The 22534-nt window shown below is 66.7% G+C and carries 21 protein-coding genes; 15 read left to right on the forward strand and 6 right to left on the reverse strand.

Translation table 11 applies throughout. The features are described from left to right. The first annotated feature begins 40 nt into the window (after positions 1-40). The 8 genes from L7H23_RS13665 (at position 41) to L7H23_RS13700 (ending at position 7934) form a co-directional block, all read left to right on the forward strand. Positions 41-1315 (forward strand): serine hydrolase domain-containing protein, encoded by a 1275-nt coding sequence (locus L7H23_RS13665; protein ID WP_237836416.1) that lies wholly within the window; start codon positions 41-43, stop codon positions 1313-1315. 80 nt (positions 1316-1395) lie between these two features. Then, positions 1396-2391, forward strand: a complete 996-nt coding sequence (locus L7H23_RS13670; RefSeq protein ID WP_237836417.1) for a cupin-like domain-containing protein — start codon at positions 1396-1398, stop codon at positions 2389-2391. Beyond that, the gene (locus L7H23_RS13675) at positions 2391-3173 is read left to right on the forward strand and encodes an enoyl-CoA hydratase (protein WP_237836418.1); all 783 of its coding nucleotides are present in this window, start codon (positions 2391-2393) and stop codon (positions 3171-3173) included. Before L7H23_RS13670 ends, L7H23_RS13675 begins: the two co-directional genes overlap by 1 nt. A 127-nt stretch (positions 3174-3300) precedes the next feature. After that, complete coding sequence (locus L7H23_RS13680) at positions 3301-4632, forward strand: phosphotransferase family protein (protein WP_237836419.1); 1332 nt, start codon at positions 3301-3303, stop codon at positions 4630-4632. After that, positions 4629-5183: a hypothetical protein gene (locus tag L7H23_RS13685; RefSeq protein WP_237836420.1), complete on the forward strand. Its 555-nt coding sequence runs from the start codon at positions 4629-4631 to the stop codon at positions 5181-5183. Before L7H23_RS13680 ends, L7H23_RS13685 begins: the two co-directional genes overlap by 4 nt. A 16-nt stretch (positions 5184-5199) precedes the next feature. Beyond that, positions 5200-6027 carry a TIGR04222 domain-containing membrane protein gene (locus L7H23_RS13690; RefSeq protein ID WP_237836421.1) on the forward strand — a complete coding sequence of 276 codons (828 nt, stop codon included), beginning with the start codon at positions 5200-5202 and terminating at the stop codon, positions 6025-6027. Between the two features lie 22 nt (positions 6028-6049). Continuing rightward, a complete protein-coding gene (locus L7H23_RS13695) occupies positions 6050-7345 on the forward strand; it encodes an acyl-CoA dehydrogenase family protein (RefSeq protein ID WP_237836422.1) in 1296 nt (431 codons plus the stop codon). Positions 7346-7409: 64 nt separating this feature from the next. Then, a complete protein-coding gene (locus L7H23_RS13700; RefSeq protein ID WP_237836423.1) occupies positions 7410-7934 on the forward strand; it encodes a cupin domain-containing protein in 525 nt (174 codons plus the stop codon). Here the strand turns inward: L7H23_RS13700 and L7H23_RS13705 are convergent. Both L7H23_RS13705 and L7H23_RS13710 read right to left on the reverse strand, forming a co-directional pair. Continuing rightward, on the reverse strand, positions 7931-8242 hold the full coding sequence (locus L7H23_RS13705) for an alkylphosphonate utilization protein (protein ID WP_237836424.1): 312 nt from the start codon (positions 8240-8242) through the stop codon (positions 7931-7933). The two genes, L7H23_RS13700 and L7H23_RS13705, sit on opposite strands and share 4 nt — an antisense overlap. Before the next feature lie 3 nt (positions 8243-8245). After that, positions 8246-8995 (reverse strand): methyltransferase, encoded by a 750-nt coding sequence (locus L7H23_RS13710; protein ID WP_237836425.1) that lies wholly within the window; start codon positions 8993-8995, stop codon positions 8246-8248. A gap of 140 nt (positions 8996-9135) precedes the next feature. Between L7H23_RS13710 and L7H23_RS13715 the strand changes: the two genes are divergently transcribed. From L7H23_RS13715 to L7H23_RS13725, 3 genes are read left to right on the forward strand one after another with little or no spacing between them, the layout of a single operon-like run. Beyond that, complete coding sequence (locus L7H23_RS13715; protein WP_237836426.1) at positions 9136-10875, forward strand: D-aminoacylase; 1740 nt, start codon at positions 9136-9138, stop codon at positions 10873-10875. Next, the gene (locus L7H23_RS13720) at positions 10875-11882 is read left to right on the forward strand and encodes an NAD(P)-dependent alcohol dehydrogenase (protein WP_237836427.1); all 1008 of its coding nucleotides are present in this window, start codon (positions 10875-10877) and stop codon (positions 11880-11882) included. Before L7H23_RS13715 ends, L7H23_RS13720 begins: the two co-directional genes overlap by 1 nt. A gap of 47 nt (positions 11883-11929) precedes the next feature. Next, the gene (locus L7H23_RS13725) at positions 11930-13354 is read left to right on the forward strand and encodes an amidase family protein (RefSeq protein ID WP_237836428.1); all 1425 of its coding nucleotides are present in this window, start codon (positions 11930-11932) and stop codon (positions 13352-13354) included. Here L7H23_RS13725 and L7H23_RS13730 read toward each other — a convergent pair. From L7H23_RS13730 to nhaA, 4 genes are all read right to left on the reverse strand, one after another. Further along, the gene (locus L7H23_RS13730; RefSeq protein ID WP_237836429.1) at positions 13351-14478 is read right to left on the reverse strand and encodes an aminotransferase class V-fold PLP-dependent enzyme; all 1128 of its coding nucleotides are present in this window, start codon (positions 14476-14478) and stop codon (positions 13351-13353) included. The two genes, L7H23_RS13725 and L7H23_RS13730, sit on opposite strands and share 4 nt — an antisense overlap. Beyond that, the gene (locus L7H23_RS13735; protein ID WP_237836430.1) at positions 14475-15242 is read right to left on the reverse strand and encodes a tryptophan 2,3-dioxygenase family protein; all 768 of its coding nucleotides are present in this window, start codon (positions 15240-15242) and stop codon (positions 14475-14477) included. Before L7H23_RS13735 ends, L7H23_RS13730 begins: the two co-directional genes overlap by 4 nt. A gap of 143 nt (positions 15243-15385) precedes the next feature. Continuing rightward, a complete protein-coding gene (locus tag L7H23_RS13740) occupies positions 15386-16732 on the reverse strand; it encodes a hypothetical protein (protein WP_237836431.1) in 1347 nt (448 codons plus the stop codon). Then, positions 16729-18003: a Na+/H+ antiporter NhaA gene (nhaA, locus tag L7H23_RS13745; RefSeq protein ID WP_237836432.1), complete on the reverse strand. Its 1275-nt coding sequence runs from the start codon at positions 18001-18003 to the stop codon at positions 16729-16731. Before nhaA ends, L7H23_RS13740 begins: the two co-directional genes overlap by 4 nt. A 145-nt stretch (positions 18004-18148) precedes the next feature. On the opposite strand from nhaA, the gene L7H23_RS13750 reads away from it, so the two are divergent. The 4 genes from L7H23_RS13750 (at position 18149) to L7H23_RS13765 (ending at position 22462) form a co-directional block, all read left to right on the forward strand. Further along, entirely contained in the window at positions 18149-19564 is a 1416-nt protein-coding gene (locus L7H23_RS13750; protein WP_237836433.1) for a glycosyl transferase family protein, read from the forward strand. Between the two features lie 44 nt (positions 19565-19608). Further along, positions 19609-20679, forward strand: coding sequence for a hypothetical protein (locus tag L7H23_RS13755; protein WP_237836434.1), 1071 nt, complete (start codon positions 19609-19611; stop codon positions 20677-20679). A gap of 107 nt (positions 20680-20786) precedes the next feature. Next, complete coding sequence (locus L7H23_RS13760) at positions 20787-21695, forward strand: sulfite exporter TauE/SafE family protein (RefSeq protein WP_237836435.1); 909 nt, start codon at positions 20787-20789, stop codon at positions 21693-21695. After that, the gene (locus L7H23_RS13765) at positions 21692-22462 is read left to right on the forward strand and encodes a TIGR02186 family protein (protein WP_237836436.1); all 771 of its coding nucleotides are present in this window, start codon (positions 21692-21694) and stop codon (positions 22460-22462) included. Before L7H23_RS13760 ends, L7H23_RS13765 begins: the two co-directional genes overlap by 4 nt. Positions 22463-22534 lie beyond the last annotated feature (72 nt).

The following is a 22534-nucleotide window of genomic DNA, read 5'->3' on the forward strand; positions in this document are numbered from 1 at the left end:
GCCCGCGCGCTGCTAGGCTCACCCGAAAAGGGAGAGAGGCATGCGCAACCGTCTTTTTGCACTCGCTCTGGCGCTCGCGCCGGTGGTCATCCCGGCAACGGCGGTCGCCAAGCCTGCCGCCCCGGTCGAAACGCTACACATCGACAAGGCGCGCATCGACGCGGCACTGAAGCAGATGGTCGACAGCGGCCGCGCTGCGGGCACGTCGGCGCTGATCTGGCAGGACGGGCGCGAGGTCTATTTCGGGACCGCCGGCATGGCCGACCGCAATGCGAAGCGTCCGATGCGCCGCGACACGATCGTCCAGATTTTCTCGATGACCAAGCCGGTGACCGGCGTCGCGCTGATGCAGCTCTGGGAACGGGGCAAGTTCCACCTCGACGATCCGCTGGCGAAATATCTGCCCGAATATGCGTCGATGCGCGTCTATGCCGGCAAGAATGCCGATGGCACGCCGCGCTATGTGCCCGCCGAGCGGCCGATCCTGGTGCGCGACATCCTGCGCCACACCGCGGGCTTTGCCTATGGCGCCGGCCCGACGCCTGTCCATGACGCCTATGTCGCAGCCGACCCGCTCGCGCTGACGGTGCCACTGTCGGAGGCGAGCCGCCGCCTCGCGGGCGTGCCCTTGCTCTTCCAGCCGGGAACGCAGTGGGAATATAGCATGGCGGTCGACGTGCAGGCCGGGCTTGTCGAGAAACTGTCAGGCGAGCGTTTCGCCGATTATGTCCGCGGGCATATCTTCGAGCCGCTGAAAATGACCGAGACCGCGTGGCGCCAGCCCGATGCGCGGCTGCCGCGCTTCGCCGCGATGAACGTGATGAAGGACGGCAAGCTCGTCCAGCAGAGCGACGCCGAGGCGCGCATGCTCAATTTTCAGGACCATGCGCTGACCCCCGGCGGTTTCGGGCTCGCCTCGACGCTCGACGATTATCAGCGCTTCGCCCAGATGCTGCTGAACAAGGGTGAACTCGATGGCGTGCGCATCCTGAAACCCTCGACCGTACGGTTGATGGCGACCGACCAGCTCGACCCGTCGATCACCGAGCGCGCGTGGCTGCCGGGCAAGGGGGCGATGGGCTTCGGTTTCGACTTCGCGGTGCGCAAGGCGCAGCCGCAGACGCCGCAGGAAAATCGCGGCGCGGTCGGCGAGTTCTTCTGGGACGGGCTGCCTTCGACGCTCTTTTGGGTCGATCCGGCGAACAGGCTGACCGCGGTCTTCTTCGTCCAGAGCATCCCCTTCGACGGGACGCTCCACCGCGATTTCCGCGCGGCGGTCTATGGCCCCGACTATAAGGGACCGCCGGGGGACTGACCGTCATTTTCCTGTCATCGACTTGCGCTTGAGCCTCGGGCTTTGTCCGCTAGTCTGCGGCGGTTCCAGCGGAGGTCTTCATGTCCCAGCCCGACAAGCGTGCGATCCTTGCCGAAGGACTTGCCGCGGGCGACGATGATGCCGCCCTGCACGTCCGGCTCGTCTGCGCGGGCGTCTCGGCAGCATCGGCAAAATATGAAATCGACCGGGTCGGCAAGGATCCGATGGCAACGATGCTGCGGCGGCAGGCCGCGCGGATGGCGAAGCAGGGCTGGCTGCTTGCGAACCAGCAGCGGCTGGCGTTCGAGGCCGAGGGCGGATTTGCGCTCGATACGCTGGGCAACCCCGACCCCGACTTCTTTTATCGCCACTATTATGAGGCGAACCGTCCCGCGAAGCTGACCGGCATTATCGACCATTGGCCCGCGCTCGCGCGCTGGTCGCTCGATCATTTTGCGGCGGTTGCGGGAAACAACGCGGTCGAAGCGCAGGTCGGACGCGAGCGCGATCCGGACTATGAGCTCGACAAGGACAGCCATCGCCGCCTCGTCCGCTTCGACGAACTGATCGACTGGCTCCGCAAGGACGAGGCCAGCAACGACATTTATCTGACCGCCTATAACAGCGGGACCAATGCGGCGGCGCTGACGCCGCTGCGGGACGACATGGCGCCGATCGCGTTGCTCGATGACAGCCGCGAGCGCGACGGCTTCTTCTGGCTCGGCCCGAAGGGCACGCTCACCCCTTGGCATCACGATCTCACCAACAATCTGCTCGTCCAGGTGCTCGGCCGCAAGCGCGTGCGCATGGCGCCGCCCTGGGCCTTTGCGCGCATGCGCAACAGCCGCCATTGCTTCTCCGACTGGGGCAATGACGCGCTGCCCGCGGGCGAGGGCGATGCCGCGACGCCGCCCGTTCTCGAAACGGTCATCGGGCCCGGCGAGGGGGTTTTCCTGCCGGTCGGCTGGTGGCATCAGGTCGAAGCGCTCGACCTGTCGGCCAGCATGAGCTTTACCAGCTTTCGCCGGCCCAACGTACATGTCGAGGATTATGCCTCGTGGGGAGAAATTGCCTGATGGCGCTCGTTCTGGTTGCACGCGACGAGGGTGTCGCGACGGTCACGCTCAATCGCCCCGAAGCGATGAACGCATTGTCGCGGGCGCTGCGCAGCGAACTGGCGCAGGCAATGCGCAAACTTGCCGTCGACGGGAGCGTCCACGCAATCATTCTGACCGGGGCGGGCGAGCGCGCGTTCACGGCCGGGCTCGACCTCAAGGAGCTTGGCGCCGATACGGGCAATCTCGGTGCGGCCAATGCCGAAGATGCGGACGAGAATCCGGTTCGGGCGATCGAGCTTTGCCCGCAACCGGTGATCGGCGCGATCAACGGCGTCGCGATCACTGGCGGGTTCGAGGTCGCGCTCGCTTGCGACATCCTGATCGCATCGACCAACGCCCGCTTTGCCGACACCCACGCGCGGGTCGGCATTTTGCCGGGCTGGGGCCTGTCGCAGAAACTGTCGCGAATCATCGGCATCAGCCGCGCGAAAGAATTGTCGCTGACGGGAAATTTCCTCGGCGCCGAAGCTGCGCGCGACTGGGGTCTGGTCAATCGGGTCGTTTCGCCGGACGATCTCCTGCCTGCCGCGCGAGCACTGGCACGCGACATCGCAAGCGTCGATTCCGCCATGGTGCGCACGTACAAGAAGCTGATCGACGACGGCTTTGCGATGCCCTTCGGCGAAGCGCTGGCATTCGAGCACCGAACGACCTCCGCGGCGAACCGGCAGGTCGGTGCCGAAGACGTCGAAGCCCGGCGCCTTGCGGTCATGCAGCGCGGGCGCGAGCGCGCCGATTGATGCGCGGCCCTGCGCTTGCCGGACGAAGCATCGCGCGTTGCCGCGAAAGTTGCACTTTCTTGCGCTTCCCCGGCCCTGGCGAGATTACGGGGTTGCGGCGGTCAAAAATACTTAGCATGGCTAAGTAATGGTCGACCTCTCCGAACCGCTTTCCGCCTTCATGGCGCGCATCGCCGGCCCCGGCTCGCTCACGGGCCTCGCCAGGCTGTCGGGCGGGGCGAATATGGAAAGCTGGGCGTTCGACTGGGCGGGCGGCGGTTATGTGCTGCGTCGCGCGCCGTCTGCCGAATATATGGAAGGGCGCCCCTATGGCCATCCGGTCGAGGCGGCGCTGGTCAAGGCAGCGCACGGGGGCGGAGTCAGGGCGCCCGAGGTCGTGGGCGTGCTGTCGGACAGTGACGGCATGGGCACCGGTTATGTGATGGGCCGCGTCGTTGCGGAGGTCAGCCCTGCAAAAATATTGCCCGAGCCGCCATCGTCGCTCGTTGCCGATCTCGGCCGTGAACTGGCCCTGATCCATGCGCTGCCGCGCGCCGCGATCCCGCCGGAAATCCCCGTGATGGATACCGCCGCGGCGCTGGCCGAGCTGAAAGCCCGTTTCCTCACCTATGGCGGCGACCGGCCCGCGATCGCGCTGGCGGTCCGGTGGTGCGAGGATCATTTGCCCGAACCGGCCGATCCCGTGCTTGTCCACGGCGATTATCGCATGGGCAATATCATGGTCGACGCGGGCGGCCTTGCGGTGGTGCTGGACTGGGAACTCGCGCACCTGGGCGACGCGCATGAGGATCTGGCCTTCGGCTGCATGACCGTGTGGCGCTTTGGCCAGCTCGACAAGCCCGCCTTCGGGGTCGGCAGTCTCGAGGATTATTTCGCCGCCTATGAAGCCGCCGGCGGACAAAAGGTCGATCGCACCCGTTTCCGTTTCTGGCTTGTCTATCGCACTCTCTGGTGGGCGCTCGGCTGCCTGCAGATGGGGCAGGCGTGGAGGAGCGGCGCCGATACGACCGTCGAGCGCGTCGTCGTCGGAAGGCGCACCGCCGAACAGGAGCTTGATCTGATCGCGCTCCTCGAAGAAGAGGCTCCCGAGGCCGAGCGCGCGCGGCCTTTGCCGACGACAGGCGAGGCGGCGCCCGTGCCGGTCGGTGAGCCGACCAACCGCGAAATTGTGCAGGCGGTGCGCGACTGGATCGAAGGCACGATCAAACCCGCATCGCAAGGCCATGCGAAGTTCGAGGCGGTGGTTGCGATGAATGCGCTGGGGATCGTGCTGCGCGATCTCGATGCGGGAACGCGCGCCGAGGATGCCGCGCTGTCACAGGCGTTGCTGGCGGGCAGGACCACACTCGCCGAGCCGGGCCTGCTCGCGAAACTGCGCCGCGCCGTGCTGGAAAAATGCGCCGTGGATAGCCCCAAATACGCCGCGCTCGCTGCCGCGCGCGCCGAATGGGGCGGATGAACGCGGGCGACCATCCGCTGTGGCAGGCTCTCTCGATCTATCGCGTCGGACCCGAGGGCGCGGCGCTCGATTTCGAGGTGCGGCTGGCGCGCGAGAATGGCTGGAGCGCTGCCTACGCCGCGCGCGTGATGGACGAATATCGCCGCTTCCTGTTCCTGACGATGGCGGCGGGGCATATGGCGGTGCCGTCGGAGGCGGTCGATCAGGCGTGGCACCTCCATCTTGCCTACAGCCGCGACTATTGGGACCGGCTGTGCGGCCAGGTGCTCGGAACGCCGCTGCATCATGGTCCGACGGAGGGCGGACCCGACGAAGGACGACGCCACTTCGACCTCTATGCCGAAACGCTCGCGAGCTACGAACGCCTGTTCGGCGAGAATCCGCCCGCCGATATCTGGCCCTCGGGCTGGCAGCGTTTCCATGTCGATCCGCGAGCGCGCCGCGTCGTCCTCGCCGAAGCGTGGATCGTCCCCAAACGTCCCGTACGTCTTGGCGCGGCCGCCTTCAGCGTGATAGCGCTGGCGGGGGTCGCGCTTTGGTGGACGCTTTGAGCGGGAGGCGGTAACGATGAATGTCCTGGAATGGAGCGGGCCGGCCTTTCTGATGGCCTATGTGATTGCGATGGTGGCATCGGTATCGATCTCGGCGATCCTGTCGCGGCTCGCTCGTCCGAGCGGGCGGAGCCAGCCGCTCGCAGACCCCGACAGCCTCGCCTATCTGGCGGGCAAGAATGATCGCCTCGCCGACGGCGTCACGACGCGGATGCTCGCATCGGGGGCGATCAGTTTCGACGGGACAGCCTTCACGCGCGGAACGGGGGAGGCTTCGGCCGCGAGCGAACGCGCGGTGCTTGCCTTGCCGTCGCCCTTCCGGTGGAAGGATATCCAGGCGGCGCTCAAGCCCGAAGGGGCGGCGATCGAGCGGAGGCTCGAAGCCGGCGGACTGCTGCTCGACGCCGGGGAGCGCCGCCGCGTCGCGATGATTTCGGTCGCGCCGCTGGTCCTGTTGCTGATCGCCGGCGGTACCAAGCTGCTTGTGGGCCTCTCGCGCGGCAAGCCGATCCTCTTTCTTGCCATCCTGCTCGTCATCACGCTCGTCTGGGCGTTCGGGCGCTGGGCGAGCGTCGACAACCAGACGCGTGCCGGCCGCACAGCGCTGAAGGAAGCACGTCAGAAGCATGACCGGCTGAAACGCGCACCGACGACCGGTGAGACGGGACTTGCGGTCGCGCTGTTCGGAACGACGGTACTCGCCGGATCGGCTCTTGCCGATTTTCACCGCTCGCGCTCGTCTGACGGCGGGGGATGGAGCGACAGCAGTTCGAGCAGCAGCAGCGATAGCGGTTGTGGCGGCAGCAGCAGCGGGTGCGGAGGCTGCGGCGGGGGCGGCGACTGAGAAATCAAAGGGAGAGAAGGTAATGGATTTTGGGATGCCGGCCGATCTGCAGGCCTATCTGGATGAGCTCGATGCGTTCATCGAGGCGGAGATCAGGCCGCTGGAACTGGCGGACGACAATATCCGCTTCTTCGACCATCGCCGCGAGCACGCGCGCACCGACTGGGACAATCAGGGCCTGCCGCGCCATGAGTGGGAGCAACTCTTGCGGCAGGCAACGCGCAAGGCCGATGCCGCGGGGCACTGGCGCTTTTCTGCACCCAAGAAATATGGCGGCAAGGACGGGTCGAATCTGTGGATGGCGGTGATCCGCGAGCATTTCGCCGCGAAGGGCCTCGGCCTCCACAACGACCTGCAGAACGAGCACAGTATCGTCGGCAATTTCCCCTTCGTCGAGATGTTCGAGCAGTTCGCGACGAGCGAGGAACAGAAGCAGGAGTTCATTCTGGGCGGCTTCGAGGGCAAGCGCCGTACCGCCTTTGGCCTGACCGAACCCGACCATGGCAGCGACGCAACGCATATGGAGACGCGCGCCGTCCGCGAGACCCGCGACGGCGTCGACGGCTGGCTGATCAACGGGCGCAAGATGTGGATCACTGGCATGCATGTCGCGACCCACTGCGCCGCTTTCTGTCGTACATCGGGCGAGGATGGCGATGCCAAGGGTATCACCTGCCTGCTCGTGCCGACGGGCACGCCGGGGATGACGGTCGACGAATATATGTGGACTTTCAACATGCCGACCGATCACCCGCGGATGACCTTCACCGACGTCTGGGTCCCCGACAACGCGCGGCTCGGCCCGGAGGGCGGCGGTCTGTCGATCGCGCAGAGCTTTGTCCACCAGAACCGCATCCGGCAGGCGGCGTCCTCGCTCGGCGCCGCGGTCTATTGCATCGAGGAAAGCGTCCGGTACGCGCGCGAACGCAAGCCGTTCGGCGAGGCGCTGGCGCGCAACCAGGCGATCCAGTTTCCGCTGGTCGAACTGGCGACGCAGGCCGAGATGCTCCGGCTGCTGATCCGCAAGACCGCGTGGGACATGGACAACACCCCGCACAAGGAGATCGAGCGCACCCTCTCCGACAAGGTCAGCATGTGCAACTATTGGGCGAACCGCCTGTGCTGCGAAGCCGCAGACCGTGCGATGCAGGTCCATGGCGGCATCGGCTATTCGCGCCACAAGCCGTTCGAGCATATCTATCGCCACCACCGCCGCTACAGGATCACCGAGGGCGCCGAGGAAATCCAGATGCGCAAGGTCGGCGCCTATCTGTTCGGCTATCTCGGCCCCCGGCGCGAGACGCTCGGTAAAATCTGACCGGGCTGGACTCTCCTCTTCCGGTTGCGGCATGATCGCCGCGACAAAGGAAGAGGAGAGAGCCATGGCCGAGGCCGATCTCAAGCAGGGCGCAGCACCGTTCCGCATCTACCGGGGTATCGACGCCCCCGACCTCAATGAAACCGACAAGATGACGCTCGCGGGCCTGACCCCGATTGTCGAAGCGGGGATCGGGCGCTGGGTCGAGGCAGGCGTGGGCGAAGGGAACATCACTAAGGTGCTGTTTTCCCTGCCGCACATGAGCCTGACCTACGCCTGGTTCAAAAGCGGCTTCGCGCTGCCGCTCCACAGCCATGACGCCGATTGCCTCTATTATATCATTGCCGGTTCGTTGAAGCTCGGGACCGAGGAACTCGGGGCGGGCGACGGCTTTTTCGTTGGCAGCGACGTGCCCTATACCTACAAGCCCGGCCCCGACGGCGTCGAAGTTCTCGAGTTCCGGACGGTCGAAAGCTTCGACATGAAGTTTCAGGGCCGGACCGAAGCCTATTGGGACAAGGTCGTCGCGGGAATGGAGGCGGCGCGGCCGAACTGGGGTTCGGAAACGCCGCCCTCGGCGCGCGGCTAGCGCTTGCGCACGAACTCCGCGCGCAGCACCAGCCCCCTGATCCCTTCGAACCGGCAGTCGATTTCCTGATCGTCGCCGGTCAGTCGGATCGACTTGATCACGGTGCCGACCTTCAGCGTCTGCCCCGCGCCTTTGACGGTCAGATCCTTGACGAGAACCACCGAATCCCCGTCGGCGAGCAGATTGCCGACGGCGTCGCGCACTTCGGGGCCCGCGGCAGCGGCGGTGGCGCGGTCCCTCGCGTCGGCGGCGGACAGCCATTCGCCGCTCGCCTCGTCATAGACATAATCTTCGTCGTCGCTGGTCATGATTTATCCCGGTTTGCGAAAGCGCAGGGTGAACTGGTCGGTCTTGCCGCGGATCGCGGCATCGAAGACGTTGGCGGTGCGCGGGTCGGCGGGGCGGCTGTAGAGCTTGCTCTCAGCCTCCAGCTTGAACCCCGCTTTCGTCAGCGCCGCGACGACCGCATCCTTGTCGATGCGGTGCAGGCTGTCCGACAGCGTCGTGCCGCTGCCCTTCGCAGCGCTATGATCGACGACGATCAGCGCACCGCCGGGTTTCAGCGCCGCGAACAGCGCCGCGCTCGCCTTGTCGCCGGTGCCTTCGGGGAAGGGCTTCAGATACAGGTCGTGGAAATTCTGCACCGTGATGATGACATCGAGCGGTTCGGGGAAAGCGGGCGCCGCGAAGGGTCCGGCGACCGCGTCGACATTCGCATAAGCCGCGTCGACTGCGGCCTGATCGGTGCCATATTGCGCCTTGAACTTGATGAACTCGGCGGGCTGGAAGGCGAAGACCTTGCCCGTCGGCCCGACCGCGGCGGCGAGCAGCCGGGTGACGTAGCCCCCCCCCATCACATAGTCGCCGACCTTCTGCCCCGGCTTGATCTGGGCGAAGGCGAGCAGCTCGGCGGGCTTGCGCGCGGCGTCGCGCTCGCGGTCGGCGGCGGGGCGCGCAGGATCGGCGAGCGCGGCCTTGTAGGAGGGCGCGGGCGCCTGCTTCGCGGCGATCGGCGCGGCAGAGATGGCGAGCAGCAGGGCGAGGGTAAGCGGTCGGATCATGGCAGCGACTCCCGGTGGTTTTATCGCGGCATCATAGCGGCTCGCCGCGCATCGGGCGCGTTTATTTGCATATCCCGATTTTGATGATAGGTTTTTCGGTGAAACTAAAAAATCGAGCCAAAAGAATCGGGAGAGTCGGGATGCATGATCTGGTGATACGCGGCGGCACGGTCGTCGACGGTTCGGGCGGCGCGCCCTTCGTGGCGGACGTCGCGGTCGAGGGCGATCGCATCGTCGCGGTCGGGCAGAATCTTGGTGCCGGCCGCGAGGAGATCGACGCCAGCGGCAAGATCGTTACCCCCGGCTTCGTCGACGTCCACACCCATTATGACGGGCAGGCGACATGGGACGCCGAAATGGCGCCGTCGAGCTGGCACGGCGTGACGACGGTCGTCATGGGCAATTGCGGCGTCGGCTTCGCGCCCGCCAAGCCCGACCGCCACGAATGGCTGATTTCGCTGATGGAAGGGGTCGAGGATATCCCCGGCACCGCGCTGGCGGAGGGCATGTCGTGGGACTGGGAAACCTTCCCCGAATATATGGACGCGCTCGAAAAGCTGCCGCGCACCGTCGATGTCGCGTGCCACGTACCGCACGGCGCCGTCCGCGCCTATGTGCTCGGCGACCGCGAAAAACCCGGTGCGATCCCGACCGACGAGGATATCGCCGAAATGTCGCGCATCGTCGAGGAAGGCGTGCGCGCCGGCGCGCTCGGCTTCTCGACCAGCCGCACCGTGCTCCACAAGTCGATCGACGGCGAACTCGTCCCCGGCACGACCGCGACCGCCGAGGAGCTGATCGCGATCGGCCGTGCGATGGGCCGCGTCGGCTATGGCGTGTTCGAAATGGCGAGCGACCTCAAGCGCGAGTGGAACGAGTTCGAGTGGATGGGCGACCTCAGCCGCGAAACCGGGCTGCCCGTGACCTTCGCCGCGCTCCAGTCGATCGCCAAGGAGCTTCCGCTCGAGGAGCAGATCGAGGAAATGCGCCGCCAGAATGCGACTGGTGCGAACATCGTCGCGCAGATCGCGCTGCGCGGCAACGGCGTGATCATGGCATGGCAGGGCACGGTGCATCCGTTCCGTTTCAAGCCGGCATGGAACGAGATCATCGACCTGCCGTGGGACCAGCAGCTTGCGCATCTGAAAGACCCGGCGTTCAAAAAGCGCATGGTCGAAGAAGCGAACGTCTGGCCCGAAAGCGACATCCTCGACTTCCTGATGGTCGTCGCCGAGGGTTGGCCCGTCCATTTCGAAATGGACCCCGATTTCAACTACGAGCCGCGAACGGACGAAAGTATCATGGCGCGCGCCGCCGCCGCGGGCGTCTCGCCGGCCGAATATGCCTACGACCTCCTCATGAAGGACGATGGCAAGGGCTTCATCTATTTCCCGATCCTCAACTACCGCGACGGCAACCTCAATTTCCTCGAGGATCTGCAGGCGTCGGACGACACGGTGAACAGTCTGTCGGACGGCGGCGCGCATTGCGGGACGATCTGCGATGCCGCCTCGCCGACCTTCATGCTCCAGCATTGGGTGCGCGACCGAGCGGGCAAGCGCATCGCGCTCGAACATGCGGTGAAGCGCCAGTGCCGTGACACCGCGATGCTCTATGGTCTGGAGGATCGCGGCGTGCTCGCGCCGGGCTATCTCGCCGATCTCAATGTCATCGACATGGATGAGATCAAGCTCGGCAAGCCCTGGCTCGCGTTCGACCTGCCCGCGGGCGGCAAGCGCCTGCTGCAAAAGGCCGACGGCTATGTTGCGACGGTCAAGTCGGGCGTCGTCACCTTCAAGGGCGGCGAAATGCAGGGGCCGACCCCCGGCGGCGTGATCCGCGGCCCGCAGCGCGTCGAAATGGCGATGGCCGCGGAGTAATGCGCGCCATCCAGCTGCGGGCACCGGCGTCTCTCGACAATCTGGTGCCCGCCGATCTGCCCGATCCCGGCGATCCGGGGCCGGGCGAGATCCGCGTCCGGCTGACGGCGTCGTCGCTGAACTTCCACGACTTCGCGGTCGTCGCGGGGATGATCCCGACCGTCGAGAACCGCATCCCGATGTCCGACGGCGCCGGGACGATCGAGGCGGTGGGCGAGGGGGCCACCGACTATCAGGTCGGCGATCCGGTCGTCTCGCTGTTCTTTCCCGACTGGAACGACGGCCCCGTGCCGCCGGCCGCCTTGGCCAACGTCCCCGGCGACAGCACCGACGGTTATGCGCGCGAAGTGGTCGTGACGCCGCGGCACTGGTTCACGCACGCGCCCAAGGGATATTCGGCGGCGGAGGCGGCGACGCTGACCTGCGCCGGCCTCACCGCATGGCGCGCGCTGTTCGTCGACGGCGACACCCAACCTGGATCGACGATACTGATCCAGGGCAGCGGCGGCGTTTCGGTCTTCGCGCTGCAGTTCGCCAAGGCCGCGGGCGCGCGCGTGATCGCGACGAGCTCGTCCGATGCGAAGCTCGAGCGGCTGAAGGCGCTCGGGGCCGACGAACTGATAAATTACAAAGAGGTGCCCGAATGGGGCGCGCGGGCGCTCGAACTGACCGGCGGGTGCGGTGTTGATACCGTCGTCGAGATCGGCGGCGCGGGAACGCTCGACCAGTCGATGCGCGCCGCGCGGGTCGGCGGCCACGTCGCGCTGATCGGCGTCCTCGCGGGCATCGCCGGGCCGGTGCAGACCGCGCTGCTGATGAGCAAGAATCTGCGGGTGCAGGGACTGACCGTTGGGAGCCGCGCGCAGCAGCTGGCGATGATCGCGGGGGTCGACGCGAACGGCATCCGGCCCGTCATCAGCGATCATTTCCCGCTCGAACGTCTGGCCGACGCGTTCCGCCACCAGATTGCGAACGCGCACTTCGGCAAGATCGTCGTCGACATCTGAATAGGGCGCGCAGGGCGCGGCCGGATCATCGAAAAGGGAGGAAACGGATGGGTTTCGCCGAATATGACCGTTACGATGCGCTCGGCCTCGCCGAACTCGTTGCGAAAGGCGAGGTATCGGCGCTCGAACTCGTCGATACCGCGATCGAGCGGACCGAGGCGCTGAACCCGCGACTCAACGCCGTGATCTTCACCGATTATGACGGCGCCCGCGACCGCGCGAAGGGCGCGCTGCCCGATGGCCCGTTCAAGGGTGTGCCCTTTCTGCTGAAGGATATATTGGGCGACCTCGCGGGCTGGCCGACGCGCAACGGTTCGCGCATCTCGCCGCCGGTGCCGATGCCCTTTACCGCGACGCTGGTGCAGCGCTTCCTTGCGGGCGGGCTGGTGCCGCTGGGCAAGACCAATGTGCCCGAATTCGGCGTCGTCGCAACGACCGAAAGCGTGCTCTACGGTCCCGCCTGCAACCCTTGGAACCTGGCTCATTCGACCGGCGGATCGTCGGGCGGATCGGGCGCTGCGGTCGCTGCGGGGATTGTGCCGGTGGCGCACGCCAACGACGGCGGCGGATCGATCCGCATCCCGGCGAGCTGCAACGGGCTGGTCGGGCTGAAGCCGACGCGCGCACGCAATCCGCTGGGGCCGATGCTCGGCGATGTGATGGGCGGGCTCGCCGCCGAGCATGTCGTCAGCCGCAGCGTTCGCGACACCGCTGCCATGCTCGACGTGACGGCAGGCGCGGAACCGGGCGATCCCTACGCGGCGCCGCCCGCCCCGCCGAGCTGGCGCCGCGCGGCCGAGGAACCCTGTCCGAAACTGCGTATCGGTTTTGCGAAGACGCGTCCGGGCGGTGGTACGCTCGACAACCAGGCAGTCGCCGCGGTCGAGCATGCGGCGAAGCTGTGCGAAAGCCTTGGCCACCATGTCGAGGAGGTCTCGCCGCCGGTCGACAATGATGCGATGGTGCCCGCCTTCATGGCAATCTGGTCGAGCGGCGCGGCGATGCAGATCGATGGGATCGCGATGATGACCGGACAGGTGCCCGGCCCCGACAATCTGGAAGGGCTGACGCGCGGGCTCTATGAAATGGGCAAGGGGATCAGCGCGCCACAGCTGTGGGGTGCGATCTTTCAGCTCCAGCAAATGGCGCGCGCGGTCGCCGCATGGCACGCCGATTACGACATCTGGCTGACCCCGACGCTCGGCGCGCCGCCGCCGCGCAACGGCAGCTTCGCGCTCGACAGCGAGGACGTCGCCGCCGGCTTCGGATCGATGACCGACTATGTCCCCTTCACCGCGATCCAGAATGCGACCGGCCAGCCGGCGATCAATGTCCCGCTGTGGTGGACGCCCGAAGGCTTGCCGATGGGCACGCAGTTCGTCGGCCGCGTGGGCGAGGAGGCGCTGCTGCTCCAGCTCGCGACGCAGCTCGAGACGGCGCAGCCCTGGTTCGACCGGCGGCCGGCGCTCTAGCCGAGTGCCTTCGCGGTCGCCTCGACATCGGCGGCGCTGCTATAGGCGTGGAACGACAGCCGCAGGACCGTGCCGCGAAAGTCGGCGCGGAGATGGTGCCGGTCGAGCGCTTCGGCGACGCGCGGCCGATCGCCGCCGGTGTCGATGCACAGCGTCCCGCCGATCGCACCCGTCGGCCAGCGCCATTGCGGCGTTTTGCGTTCGAGCGCTTCGTGCAGCATCGCCTGTAGCGCCTGATTATGGCCGCGCACCGCATCGACGCCGATCGCGGCGATCTCGCCGATCCCCGCCGTCGACAGGACGAACGGCGCGACGTCGGGCGTGCCGCCCCACCAGCGCCGCGCGTCGGGTGCATAACGAAAGTCGCGGATATCCATCTCGAACGGATTTTCGTGGCTCCACCAGCCGCGCTCCATCGGATCGAGCGCGGTGCGGTCGTGCGGCGCGACCCAGAGCCACGCGGCGCCCGGACCGCCGCACAGCCATTTGACGCTGGTGCCGAGCACGGCGTCGCAGCCCCATAGGGAGGGCGTCACCGGCACGACGCCGACCGACTGCGCGCAATCGGTAATGCAGCGGGCGCCGGCGGCTCGCGCAGCCGAGGCGACCGCGGCGATGTCGGTCAGCGCGCCGCTGTTCGAGCTGACGTGCATCGCGATCACCAGCGCGACATCGTCGCCCAGCGCCGCTTGCCAGCTCGCGACGTCGCGGACATCGGCGTCGTCGGGCAGATAGCGCGTCGTCCATCCCGCCGCCGCAAGCCCGCTCGCGAGATAGCCGATCGTCGGAAAGGCGCTCGGCGCGAGCAAGATCGTGCGCCGGTCGGTCGCCTTGCCCAGCGCCGAGATATAGCGCGACAACGCCGCGCTGACATTGGTTGCGGGACACAGATCGCGCGCCTCGACGCCGATCAGGCTGCCCAGCGCCGCGCGCCACTCGTCGATTGATTCCAGCCAGTGCGGCCAAGCCTCGCCCGTTTCGCGCCAAGGGGTCAACAGTTTGTCGCGCAGCAGCGTTTCGGCCGCGCGCGGCTGGCAGCCGACGCTGTGGCTTTTGAGATAGACGGCGTCCGGCGGCAGGTGGAAGCGGTCGCCGACCGCCTCCGGCAGCAGTGCGCCCGTCACAGCCCGCTGCCGTGCCCGGCGGCCGAATGGCCGCTGATGCTGTCGCGCTTCACGCCATATTCGGCGCCCCAGCGGTCGGTCATCTCGGCGCGGATGTCCCAGAGTTCGGGGAAGAAGCGGTGCCGCGTGCCGGCGTTGAGCAGCTCGACCGGGCGACCCTTCAGCGACTTCGACCCCATGCCGATCGAGCGGTGGATCAGATAGATGTGGAGCGCGCGGAAGATCTGGAACTGCTCGTCGAACTCGATCAGCGCCTCGGCGACCATATAGGCGTCGTCGTGCTTGTATCCGGTGTCATAGACGTCGGCGATCGTGCGGCCCGTGGGCTCCAGATAGGCGGCCTTGTAGCGCACCCAGAGCGGCTGAGGCATGGTGAGCAGCAGCTGGAAGCCCGGGCTTTCCTGCCCCGACCCGTTGCCGAGCTGGAGGCGGATCGACTGATAGTCGAAGGGGCTCATCGTCTCGAGCAGCGAGAGCTGGCTGGTCATCAGCCGCATGATGCGGTTGACGCGGTCGAACAGCGTGATGACGCGCATCGTCTCGCCCGCGGCCATATGGCCGTCGATCTCGCCGAGCGTGAAGGCGATGAGCTTCATCCACAATTCCTCGACCTGATGGACGATCTGGAATTGCAATTCGTCGGCAGTGCACAGCTCGGCGAGCGGCTTCTGGCAGTCGAGCAGGCGGTCGACCGCGAGATAGACGCCATAATCCTTCATGTCGGGCGTCTCGATGCGGCGGTGGAGGTCGGTCTTGTCGAGCATGGTCTGCTCCTTCGGGTCTTGATGGCTCGGATGATCGGATGGCGCGCGGACGCGCCGGAACCATCAGCCGCGCGGCATCACTCCCGCGGGCGGACGCCGCGGCGAGCCTGCCTGGCCGAGCCAGGGAAGGATCGCTTTCGCACTCATCGCGGCAGCAGGTCCGCGGGCAGCGTCGGTTCGCTCAATATCTTCGCCATGCGGCGCCACATTTCCTCGCGGGACGGTTTCCCGCGCTCGATATAGGCCTGAACAAGCTGTTCGCCGAGCCCGTAATTGATCACATAGCTGCGATACTGCTCGGTGAAGCGCACCGACTGGTCGGCGCGTTCGGGCGAGACGAGCATGTACTTTTGCGTCAACGCGACCGCCGTCGACCGGTCGATCGCGCCGTCGAGATATTGCTGCGCGATCGTCAGCCGGGCGCCCGACACCTTCTTGATCGCGCCCAGAAGCTGCCAGTAGCGGTCGTCGGGCGGCACCGCGATTTCGGCGATCGGCATCAGCACGTCGCGTTCGGTATCGGCGCGGCTTGCGCCGGGGAAGGCGAGGTCGATGCCGTAATTCGCGCTGCCTTCGGCGATCAGGCTCTGCGGACTGTAGAGCGGATAGACGCTGAACTCGCTCCAGCCGCGGCCCTTGGTGAGCTGTTCTTCGAGCTTCATGTTGAGCAGATGATGCCCCGGATAGCCCTCGTGACAGCCCAGATCGAGCGCGCGCGACAGGCGGATCGGCAGATCGGTGTTGACCTGGATCAGGCTGTGATAGCCGCCCTGATAATAATTATAGCCGCTCCAGCTCTTGCCGGTGACGAATTCGAGGCGGAAGCTCTCGCCCTCCGGCATCGCAATCTGCGCGGCACTCCGCCCGCGGCAACGCGCGATCGCCGCGTCGAAGACCTTCTGCAGCCGGTCCTTGGGAATGGTAAAGCGGTCGAGATAGGTTTCGACGCGCTGCCAAAGCGGGCCTTCGCCCGGCACCAGCGCTTCGATCTTCGCGAGGTCGGCGTCGTAGCTGGCGAGTGGCTTCAGGCGCGGGCGGATGCCGAACAGCCGTTCGGCCTCGTCGGCGAAGGTGAAGCGCGTGCCCTGCATCATCAGCAGGCGCGTCTCGGCGGCGCGAAGCTGCGCGCGGAGCGATATCGCGCGGCGGCGTTCCATCGGGTCCGACAGACGGCGCGCGGCGGTTTCGAGCTGCGCGCTCAGCGCGCGCGTCGCGGCGAGCAGCGCATCCTTGTCGCGCGGCGCGGCCTCGGCGGCGGTCCTGATCTCCGCGGGACCATAATAGGCGTCGATATAGCCGTCCTCGTGCGTCCCGATCTCGAGGCTCAGCTTCACATAGGCGTCGGCGATCTCGTTCAGCGCCTGCGACGAGGCGGGCGTACGGCGCACATCGATCGACGCGATGTCGGTCGCGGGATTCGGCATCCGCGTTTCGGTGGTGGCACATCCGGCGAGCGCCAGCACGAGCACGAGGGGTGCGGCCTTTTTCACGCGCGGGCCTCCGATGTATCGCTCACGTCGCCGTCGGCGGCAATTTCGCGGTCGCTTTCGGCTTCGATCGCGTCATGCTCGGGATGCAGCGGAGCGAACCGCAGCACGGCAAAGCCTGTCAGTGCGGCGGCGAGCGATCCCATCAGTACCCCGATCTTGGCTTCGTCGATCAGCGCCGGCGTATCCGGAAAGGCGAGCCCGCCGATGAACAGGCTCATCGTAAAGCCGATGCCGCACAGCATCGCAACCGCGTAGATCTGCAGCCAGGTCGCGCCGCGCAGCTTGCCCGCGATACCGAGTTTCACCGACAGCCAGACGCTGCCGAAAATGCCGATCTGCTTGCCGAAGAAAAGCCCGGCGGCGATCCCGAGCGGAAGCGGCGCGAAAATCTGGTCGACCCCGAGGCCGCGGACATCGACTCCGGCGTTGGCGAAGCCGAAGACCGGGACGATCGCAAAGGCGACCCATGGATGGAGCGCATGTTCGAGCCGGTGGAGCGGCGAGGATGCGCTGTCGGGCGCCCCCGGCGTGCGGTCGAGCGGAATCGCGGTTGCTGCGAGAACGCCTGCTATCGTCGCATGCACGCCCGAAAGCAGCATCGCGTACCAGAGCAGCGCGAAGAGCAGCATATAGAGGGCGAGGCTCCTCACCCCCGTGCGGTTGCACGCGATCATGACGCCCAGCAGCGCCGCCGCCGCGCCGAGCGCCAGCAGGTTGATCTTCGCCGTATAGAAGAGCGCGATGATCGCGACCGCGCCCATGTCGTCGACGATCGCGACGGTGACGAGGAACAATTTGAGCGAGGTCGGTGCGCGTTTTCCGAGCAGCGCGAGCACGCCCATCGCGAAGGCAATGTCGGTCGCAGCCGGGATCGCCCAGCCTTTGGCGAGCCCTTCGGTTCCGCCGGCAAATGCCATGTAGATGATCGCCGGGACAGCCATGCCCGCGGCGGCGGCGATGAAGGGCAGGCGCCGCCGGTCCCGGCTCGCGAGGCGGCCGTCTACGAACTCGCGCTTGATCTCCAGCCCGACGAGCAGGAAGAATATCGCCATCAGCCCGTCGTTGATCCACAGATGGACCGTCATCGGCCCGAGCTTGTCCGAGAGAGTCGGACCGGTCGTCGCGTGGATCAGATGCGCGTAGCTTTCACCAAACGACGAATTCGCAACAACTATAGCCATAATGGCTGCGAAAATCAGGAGCATTCCGCCCGCGCTTTCGCTTTCGAGAAAGTCGCGCAGCGCCGAACGATTGGCGGAAATACTGGACATTGATCGAAAGCGACCTGCTTCTCTGAAAAACGGGATGCGCTTTCCTAGCCGGTGGGGGCCAAGCCGTCACCCTTTACAAAAATTAAGTCCCACTTACGCAATGCCCGGTCGGCGCGAGGGCGTCATCAGGGGAGCGGGAAAGCCGGTGGAGCTGTGGTCCGCATGGCTGGAGTGGCTGGTGCTGGGAGCCGGCCGCGAACTGATGCTGTTTGCATCGGTTGGAATATTGCTTGTCGGCCTCGACGACCTGCTGTTCGATCTCTTCTGGCTGGGTCGGGGCGACGCGGACGCGCCACGAAGCGGCTCCGGGCTTGCCGGGAAATTTGCCGTCTTCATTCCCGCGTGGAAGGAAGAGGCGGTGCTTGCTGCAACCTTGCGGCGCACGCTTGCCGCGTGGGAGGGCGAGGACTTCCGGATCTACGTCGGCTGCTATCCCAACGATGCTCCGACGCTCTTCGCGGTATCGCAGTTGATTGCGCGCGACCCGCGCCTGCGTCTGGTCGTCGGCGAAAGCGACGGTCCGACGACCAAGGGCGACAACCTCAATCGCATGTGGACGGCGCTTGGCGAGGACGAGCGAAGGGAGGGCATGCGTTTCGCCGCAGTCGTGCTCCACGATGCCGAGGATCACGTCCATGCGGAAGAACTCGCTCTCTATCGCCGCCACCTTGTCGATCATGCGATGGTGCAGATTCCTGTCGTGCCGTTGATCGAGCCGGCGTCGCGCTGGATCGGTGGTCATTATGCCGACGAATTTGCCGAGGCGCATGGCAAGGAAATGGCGCTGCGCTCAAGCTTCGGTGTTGCCCTGCCGTCCGCAGGCGTCGGTTGCGCGCTGACCCGCAACGCGCTGACCCTGCTTGCGATCGAGCGCGGGGGACGACCATTCCGCGCCGACAGCCTGACCGAGGATTATGAAGTCGGGATGCTCATCGGGGCTTATGGCCTGCGGGCGGCCTTCGTCGATACCCTGGGCGCGGGAGGCAGCCGGATCGTCTCGCGCGGCGAGTTTCCCGGCCGCTTCGAGGACGCGATCCGGCAGAAAGCGCGGTGGATCGCTGGTATCGCGCTTGCTGGATGGGACCATCTCGGCTGGCCGGGCTCGCGCACGGCCGGCGGCGGCATGCCGTCGGCCCGGCTGTGGTTCGCGCGCTGGATGCTGTGGCGCGACCGCCGCGCGCCGCTTGCCGCGATCATCCTGCTCGCCGCCTATGCCGGCGTGATCCTGACCGGCGCCGGACTGATCGGCGAGCGTTGGGCAGGGTGGCACGCCGCGGAGATGAGCGAGGGCATGCGGTGGCTGCTCGCGACCAATGCCGCGCTGCTGATGTGGCGCCTCGCGATGCGCTGCCATTTCACGGCGCGCTGCTATGGCCGGAACGAGGCCCTCCGCGCGATACCGCGTGCCTTTGTCTCGAACGTCATTGCGATCCTCTCGGCGCGCCGGGCGCTCATGCTGTACTGGCGGATGCTGCGGTCGGGCGAAGTCCTGTGGGACAAGACCGAACATCGCGCGGCGCTTCCGTCTGCCGTTCAGATGTCGAAGGCCATGACGCCTTGAACAGCCGTTTGTCAGGACCGCAAGCCCTGCATGATGCCGGCGCATTGCGTTTTCTGCTGCTGCTTCTCGGCGGCTGGGCGACGGTGCGGATCCTGCTTCTCTGGAATCCCGCCATGCCCGAAGGTGCGACGCAGCCATGGGCGCCGCCTTCGCCTTTTTCGGCGCCGGCGGGCGACGACCTTGCAATAGTCGCGGCGGCCGGGCCTCGCGCAGCCGGCCGGCCGGTTGCGACTTATGTCGAAGAACTGGTTCCGACGGCAACCGGCGGGCGAAGGCCCGGTCGGATCCTTGCGGCTGCCGAAACGATGGACGGAGGCGGTCCCGGCGCCGACCGGCACAGCCTGCGGCTGGCGCTGATGGCCCGGCTTTTCCCTTCGCCCGCCGGGGCGGCCGCTGGATCCCGGGGCTTCGTCCCGTCGTCGCCTGCGCGCGCGGTTCCGGCCGGCGGCGAGCCATTCTGGATCCGGCGCTCGCTTGCCGGCTGGTCGCTAGGCGGGTGGCTCTACGTACGCCCCGGGGGCACGCGCGGTAGTATCGCGACGGCCGGGCAGCTGGGCGGGTCGCAAGGCGGGCTTCGGCTTGCCTATGGGTTCGGCGAGAGCGGACGATTGCGCGCATATGGCCGCGCGACCGTCGCGATCGAACGGCCGGGCCAGAGCGAGGCGGCGTTGGGTCTTTCGTTCGCCCCGGTCGAGCGCTGGCCGGTCGATGTTGCGATCGAGCAGCGCGTCGCCATCGGGCCGGAGGGGCGAACGGCGCTTGCGGCAATGGTGGCGGGAGGGGTGGCCGACGTTGCGCTCCCGGCGGGCTTCCGGCTGGACGCCTATGCGCAGGCCGGTTTCGTGGGAGCGCGGCGGCGCGACGGCTTTGCCGACGGGGCGGTGGCGGTCGATCACCGGATCGGTCCGGACGAAAGCGCGCGCCTGCGGCTCGGGGCACTCGCGGCAGGAGCCGTACAACCCGGCGCCGCGCGCGTCGACGTCGGTCCCCGGCTGACGCTGAAGCTTCCGGAGGTCGGGGATGGCGGGCGGATCGCGCTCGACTGGCGCCAACGCGTTGCGGGCGACGCAGCGCCCGAAAGCGGTGTTGCGCTGACGCTTGCCGCCGACTTCTAGGCGCCGATCAAATTTAGGTCTCCCTGCCGATTCCCCGGCCCGAAAAAATGCTCTAGGGTCGCGGGACTCGGCGCAGTTTTACGCCGCAGACGCATGTTTCGGGGCCCATGGATCTCTATCTTCCAGTCGCCAATCTGTCGGTCAACGCGCTGGTGATCATCCTGCTTGGCGGCGGCGTCGGCTTCCTGTCGGGGATGTTCGGCGTCGGCGGCGGGTTTCTCACCACGCCGCTGCTGATCTTCTATGGCATTCCGCCGACGGTCGCCGCGGCCTCGGCCGCCACGCAGGTGACGGGCGCAAGCGTGTCCGGCGCGCTCGCGCATTTCGAGCGCGACGGGGTGGACGTGCGGATGGGCGTCGTCCTTATTGCCGGCGGCCTGCTCGGTTCGCTGATCGGCGCCGGCTTGTTCGAACTGCTCACCGCGTGGGGCCAGATCGATACGACGATCAATATCCTTTACGTGCTGATGCTGGGCACCGTGGGCGGATTCATGGCGCGCGAGGCGTGGGGTGCCCTGCGCGCGGTGCGTTCGGGGCTTCCCGCACCGGCGCGGAAGCGGCGCCATCATCCGATGGTCGCCAATCTGCCGCTGCGTTGGCGCTTCTATCGTTCCGGCCTCTATATCTCGCCGCTCGCGCCGCTGCTCCTTGGCATGGTTGTCGGCGTGCTGACGATGCTGCTCGGCGTCGGCGGCGGTTTCATCATGGTTCCCGCGATGCTCTATCTCCTCGGCATGGGGACGCAGGTCGTCGTCGGTACCTCGCTGTTCCAGATATTGTTCGTGACGATCGCGACGACGATGGTCCATGCGCTCACGACGGGGGCGGTCGACATCGTGCTGGCGGGGCTGCTGTTGCTCGGCAGCGTCACCGGGGCGCAGGTCGGTGCGCGTTTCGCGCAGAAGGTGAAACCCGAATATCTGCGGATGGCGCTCGCGGTGATCGTGCTGCTCGTTGCGGCGCGCATGGCGGTCGGGCTCTTCATCCGCCCCGACGAAATCTACACCGTGCAATGAGCCCGCTTCGCGCCCTGATCGCCGCTTTGGCGCTGCTCGTCGGGGTACCAATTGCCTATGGCGCCGATCCACGCCTCGTGCCCGATGTGTCGAGCCGGGCGATCGACATCCAGTACAGCTTTACCGGCGAGGAATTGCTGCTGTTCGGCGCGATCCTTTATCCCGGGCAGCGCCTTCCCGACGACCGCGCCGACATCGTCGTCGTGCTGAAAGGTCCGGTGCGACCGATCGTGCTGCGCGAGAAACGCCGTGTCGCCGGCATGTGGGTCAATGCCAGCAGCATTCGCCTGCGCACCTCGCCGGGCTTTTATGCGATCGGCTCTTCGCGTCCGATCGACAAGCTCGTCGACGAGCGCACCGCGGCGATCTTCGAGCTCGGGCTCAACAATCTTTCGATGTCGCCGACCGGCTTTTCGGAAGCGAGGAAGCTCGAGCGGTTCGAGGGCGGTCTTATCGATCTTTATCGCCGCATGGGCCTTTTCTATGAAAATCCGGCCGCCGTCGAAATCAGCGAGGGCGTGCTTTACCGGGCGCGCATCCCCGTCCCGGCGCGGGTTCCCGTCGGGACCTATCGGGCCGAAACCTATCTGATCAGCCGCGGGCGCGTGCTTGCGGTCGCCTCGCGCGATGTCCAGATCCGCAAGGCGGGCTTCGAACGCTTCGTCGCGCTGGCGGCGCAGCGGCACGGTTTCCTCTACGGCCTCAGTGCGGTCGCGCTGTCGCTCCTCCTCGGTTACGGCGCATCGGCCATTTTCCGCCGCCGCTGAGGCGGGATTATCTGCAAAGTTCACGGCCTATTTACCCTCGTCTGCGATAGCGGCGGCGGGACAAATAACGGC

Source organism: Sphingopyxis sp. BSN-002 (assembly GCF_022024275.1).
GTDB lineage: Bacteria > Pseudomonadota > Alphaproteobacteria > Sphingomonadales > Sphingomonadaceae > Sphingopyxis.

What these genes read in the sequence shown, in the direction of transcription:
- L7H23_RS13705 (WP_237836424.1), bottom strand. Translation starts at nt 8,242, where the DNA reads ATGACCAGCGACGACGAAGATTATGTCTATGACGAGGCGAGCGGCGAA.
- L7H23_RS13680 (WP_237836419.1), top strand. Translation starts at nt 3,301, where the DNA reads ATGGTCGACCTCTCCGAACCGCTTTCCGCCTTCATGGCGCGCATCGCC.
- L7H23_RS13710 (WP_237836425.1), bottom strand. Translation starts at nt 8,995, where the DNA reads ATGATCCGACCGCTTACCCTCGCCCTGCTGCTCGCCATCTCTGCCGCG.
- L7H23_RS13720 (WP_237836427.1), top strand. Translation starts at nt 10,875, where the DNA reads ATGCGCGCCATCCAGCTGCGGGCACCGGCGTCTCTCGACAATCTGGTG.
- L7H23_RS13695 (WP_237836422.1), top strand. Translation starts at nt 6,050, where the DNA reads ATGGATTTTGGGATGCCGGCCGATCTGCAGGCCTATCTGGATGAGCTC.
- L7H23_RS13690 (WP_237836421.1), top strand. Translation starts at nt 5,200, where the DNA reads ATGAATGTCCTGGAATGGAGCGGGCCGGCCTTTCTGATGGCCTATGTG.
- L7H23_RS13715 (WP_237836426.1), top strand. Translation starts at nt 9,136, where the DNA reads ATGCATGATCTGGTGATACGCGGCGGCACGGTCGTCGACGGTTCGGGC.
- L7H23_RS13760 (WP_237836435.1), top strand. Translation starts at nt 20,787, where the DNA reads ATGGATCTCTATCTTCCAGTCGCCAATCTGTCGGTCAACGCGCTGGTG.
- L7H23_RS13675 (WP_237836418.1), top strand. Translation starts at nt 2,391, where the DNA reads ATGGCGCTCGTTCTGGTTGCACGCGACGAGGGTGTCGCGACGGTCACG.
- L7H23_RS13670 (WP_237836417.1), top strand. Translation starts at nt 1,396, where the DNA reads ATGTCCCAGCCCGACAAGCGTGCGATCCTTGCCGAAGGACTTGCCGCG.
- nhaA (WP_237836432.1), bottom strand. Translation starts at nt 18,003, where the DNA reads ATGTCCAGTATTTCCGCCAATCGTTCGGCGCTGCGCGACTTTCTCGAA.
- L7H23_RS13685 (WP_237836420.1), top strand. Translation starts at nt 4,629, where the DNA reads ATGAACGCGGGCGACCATCCGCTGTGGCAGGCTCTCTCGATCTATCGC.
- L7H23_RS13725 (WP_237836428.1), top strand. Translation starts at nt 11,930, where the DNA reads ATGGGTTTCGCCGAATATGACCGTTACGATGCGCTCGGCCTCGCCGAA.
- L7H23_RS13700 (WP_237836423.1), top strand. Translation starts at nt 7,410, where the DNA reads ATGGCCGAGGCCGATCTCAAGCAGGGCGCAGCACCGTTCCGCATCTAC.
- L7H23_RS13765 (WP_237836436.1), top strand. Translation starts at nt 21,692, where the DNA reads ATGAGCCCGCTTCGCGCCCTGATCGCCGCTTTGGCGCTGCTCGTCGGG.
- L7H23_RS13665 (WP_237836416.1), top strand. Translation starts at nt 41, where the DNA reads ATGCGCAACCGTCTTTTTGCACTCGCTCTGGCGCTCGCGCCGGTGGTC.
- L7H23_RS13735 (WP_237836430.1), bottom strand. Translation starts at nt 15,242, where the DNA reads ATGCTCGACAAGACCGACCTCCACCGCCGCATCGAGACGCCCGACATG.